General features: G+C 55.5%; 5 protein-coding genes. 4 read left to right on the plus strand and 1 reads right to left on the minus strand.

Features of this window, described 5'->3' with window-relative positions:
• A partial coding sequence (locus ACXJ5O_RS21255; RefSeq protein ID WP_457301624.1) for a hypothetical protein occupies positions 1–266 on the minus strand: 266 nt, incomplete at its 3' end.
• 171 nt (positions 267–437) lie between these two features.
• On the opposite strand from ACXJ5O_RS21255, the gene ACXJ5O_RS21260 reads away from it, so the two are divergent.
• From ACXJ5O_RS21260 to ACXJ5O_RS21275, 4 genes are all read left to right on the plus strand, one after another.
• Complete coding sequence (locus ACXJ5O_RS21260) at positions 438–2087, plus strand: ABC transporter ATP-binding protein (protein ID WP_457301625.1); 1650 nt, start codon at positions 438–440, stop codon at positions 2085–2087.
• A 216-nt stretch (positions 2088–2303) separates the two neighbouring features.
• Complete coding sequence (locus ACXJ5O_RS21265; protein ID WP_457301626.1) at positions 2304–2795, plus strand: MarR family winged helix-turn-helix transcriptional regulator; 492 nt, start codon at positions 2304–2306, stop codon at positions 2793–2795.
• A 1-nt stretch (position 2796) separates the two neighbouring features.
• A complete protein-coding gene (locus ACXJ5O_RS21270; RefSeq protein WP_457301627.1) occupies positions 2797–3495 on the plus strand; it encodes an SDR family NAD(P)-dependent oxidoreductase in 699 nt (232 codons plus the stop codon).
• The coding region (locus tag ACXJ5O_RS21275) for an FAD-dependent oxidoreductase (protein ID WP_457301628.1) at positions 3496–3781 on the plus strand (286 nt) is incomplete at its 3' end.

The raw sequence follows: 3781 nt of genomic DNA on the forward strand, positions 1-3781 counted from the left end.
ATTTTCTTCCATGTAGCTGAATAATAGCACTGTCCGGTGGTAAGATTGGAATCCCAAACACCGAGGCCGGCGGATTCAAGCGCGAAGCTCCACCGGTTGGCCTCGGCATCGGCGGGCGTTAAGGAAGGTCTTGAGTGCAGGCGCATATTCCGAACGTCTGTCATGCCCGAAGCTAACATGAAAAGCAGAAAAATACAGTTAACGTCTTCGCAGGAATACGGCTCGAAGTGTTCGTCATTGAAGACAATTATCGGCTTCAGCTCCAATATTATAGCCAGTAAAAAGATGTATCCACCAATAATGGGATCTTCGCGATCCGTGGCTTAAGGCAAGTGTCTCAGGTTGAACTGGCATCGAAATTGCTTGCTTGTCATTGCAGGCATCGAATGGAAAGATGACTGAATTGATGTTTCAAAGCCGGAAGGATCGCTGGTGTTATGACAAGCGCAGTTGAAAAAGGAAGCACAATAGCCAATGGAGATGCAATTCTCTCCGTTGAAAATCTGACAGTGGACCTGCCGCTGGGCATGGAGCGGCGCTACGCTGTGGAAGATATTTCTTTTGAGCTGCGACCCGGTGAAATTCTTTGCATCATCGGCGAGTCTGGATCGGGAAAGTCCGTCACCGCAAACGCAATCATGGGCCTGCTGCCATCGTCCATTCGAGCCAGCAAAGGCGCGATCCGCTTCAAAGGCATCAATATCCTCGAGGCCAAGGACGAATATGTGCGCGGACTGCGCGGGCGTGCTGTTTCGATCATCTTCCAGGATCCTCTCTCTGCGCTCAATCCCTTGATGACGGTCGGCGCGCAGATCGCCGAGGTCATGGAGGTGCACAATGTCGGCACTCCCGAAACACGGGCAAAAGCCGTGCTGGATCTGCTCGATGAGGTAGGCCTGCCAGACCCGCTGCTTATGCAGCACCAATATCCCTTTCGACTGTCCGGCGGACAGCGACAGCGTGTGATGATCGCGATCGCCCTGGCTCTTGGTCCTGATGTATTGATTGCCGATGAACCGACGACGGCACTTGATGTAACAACGCAGGCGCAGATCCTGGAATTGATCCGCAAGATCCAGCGCGACAAGCACATGAGCGTCATGTTCATCACGCACGACTTCGGTGTCGTGGCAGAGATTGCCGATCGCGTCGTCGTCATGGAAAAAGGCAAGATAGTCGAGCAAGGCAAAGCCGACGACGTGCTCAATCATCCATCGCATCCCTATACGCAGCGCCTTACAGCAGCCGTACCGCGAATGCGCGACAAGGACAGAGCGAGCGATGCAGAAACCCCGGTCGTGCTTGACGTGCAAAAGCTCAACAAAATCTATACGAGCGGCGGGAGCTTCTTTACGAAGGGGCGCAGGGTGCATGCGGTCAATGATGTGAGTTTTACGATCCGCAAGGGCCGCACGCTCGGCGTCGTGGGGGAGTCCGGGTCTGGAAAGTCCTCTCTTGGGCGGGTACTGCTCAAGCTGATGGATGCCGATGGCGGCAAGATACTGTTCAACGGTCAGGACATCGCACCGCTCGACGCCAAGGAATTCCGGTCGATGCGCCCCTATATCCAGATGATTTTCCAGGATCCCTTTGCRTCACTCAATCCCCGCCACACCGTCGGACAAATATTGGTCGTGGGACCGATGGCGCACGGTGTCAGCGCCGCAGAAGCAAGGGCGAAGGCGGTGCAGCTCCTTGAACTTGTTGGCCTGGATGAAGGTGCTTACGATCGTTACCCGCATGAGTTTTCAGGCGGGCAGAGACAACGTATTGGCATCGCTCGAGCCCTGATGTTCGATCCGGTGCTTCTCGTCGCTGATGAGGCGGTGTCGGCGCTCGATGTTTCTATTCAGGCTCAAATCTTGGAACTGCTGACAAAAATTCAAAAACTCCTCCACGTGGCGATGATCTTCATCACCCACGATTTGCGCGTAGCCAGCCAGATCTGCGATGACATCGCAGTCATGTATCGCGGCGAGATCGTAGAATTCGGACCGCCCTCGCAAATCTTCCGCAGTCCGGCGCACGCGTACACGCAACGGCTGGTCTCGGCAATTCCAGGCAGCCAGTGGGAACCTGCTGCCTGATTTTTGGGCTTGGAGTGCTTTTTTGATGCCCGTTTGGCTCGTCAAACGGGCAATTTCTTTGTTCGCTCGGTATTCCTGCAACCTCACATAAAAAAATAGTTGCATTTGTCCACTATTTGCCGAAGCATGCAAAATTGAAAGCTGCATAACAAATTCAGAAGCCTTGGAACCCTCGGACGCAACGCACCGTGGAGGGAGCGGAAGGAATTTGCCCGAATGCCGAAGACATCGAAGCCAACCACGATTGAGCATGTCGATCTCGACGTGCTCGAAGACACGTTGAGTTTCTACATCCGCACCATGAACATTGCGGTTTCCCGCGATCTTGATGCTCGTCTCGATGGATGCGATGTGGCGCGCGGAACCGGCAAGATTACAACGCTGCTTCTAGTAGACAGTCACCCAGGAATCCGCCCGTCGGTTATCGCGCAGATCATCATGAAAGACCGCTCGGCGATGGGCCGTCTCATAGAGCAGATGATTGAACATGATCTTCTCAGGCGGCAAACCTCTGCCAGTGAACGGCGCGCGCAGGAGCTCTATGTCACTCCGAAAGGTGCTGAGCTTGCTGCCATGATCCGGCCAATTGTCACCAAGCAGTCAAAGGATTTCTTCTCGTTCATTGCGGAAGAAGAGCAGGCTCAGGTGATGGATATATTGCGCCGGGCGTACCGGAAGATGGTCGGCATGACTGGGGAGCAACGTTGATATGACGGAAGAACGTGTCGGCCTGATATCGGGGGCAAACAGAGGAATAGGGGAGGCGATTGCGCGCTTTCTTGGTGCTGCAGGATGGCGGCTGTCACTGGGCATGCGCAGCCCGCAATTGCCTGACTGGGCTGATCCGGATCGTGTCCAGGTCGTTGCCTACGATGCAAGCGATCCTTCGGCAGAAGCCGGATGGACGGAGCAAGCATTAACGAGGTTCGGCCGCATCGACGCGATCATCGCCAATGCCGGCATCATGATCCCGAAAAACGTGATTGAGGCCGATGATGCGGATCTCGATGCCATGCTGGCGATCAATGTCAAGGCGCCGCGCCGGCTCGCGTCCGCGACTTGGGACGCGCTTGGCAAAAGCGGGCGAGGACGCGTTATTATCCTTGGCTCGCTATCCGGCAAGCGTGTGAAATCTTCGGCCGCCAGCCTCTATTCAATCTCCAAGTTTGCCGCGGTGGCTCTGGCCCATGGCATTCGCCATACGGGTTGGGACCTCGGTATACGTGCAACCGTGATTTGTCCTGGATTTGTCGCAACCGACATGGCGCGCGCTCTGACCAACCGTGCTGACAATCTCCTGACCGAGCCCGGTGATATCGCCCGTATCACGGCAATGCTGCTCGATCTTCCAAATGAGGCGAGCGTCGCCGAATTCACCATCAACTGCCAGTTAGAGGAATCCTATTAAATGCCCGGTCCCTATGTCGTGCGCGTGCACGGCGATGAAAATCTGCCCGAAAAAGTCGATGTAGTCGTCATCGGCGGCGGTATTATCGGAACTTCCACGGCGCTGGAACTTGCCGAGCGCGGTCACAAGGTTGCCTTGTGCGAAAAAGGAGGCATCGGTCAGGAACAGTCGAGCCGTAACTGGGGCTGGGTGCGCATCTCCCGCCGCGACCCGCGCGAAGTTCCTCTCATGGCCGAGGCGCTGCGCATCTGGTCAGGCTTCGACAAAAGGCTCGGCCGTGACACAG

The organism is Phyllobacterium sp. P5_D12 (assembly GCF_054049495.1).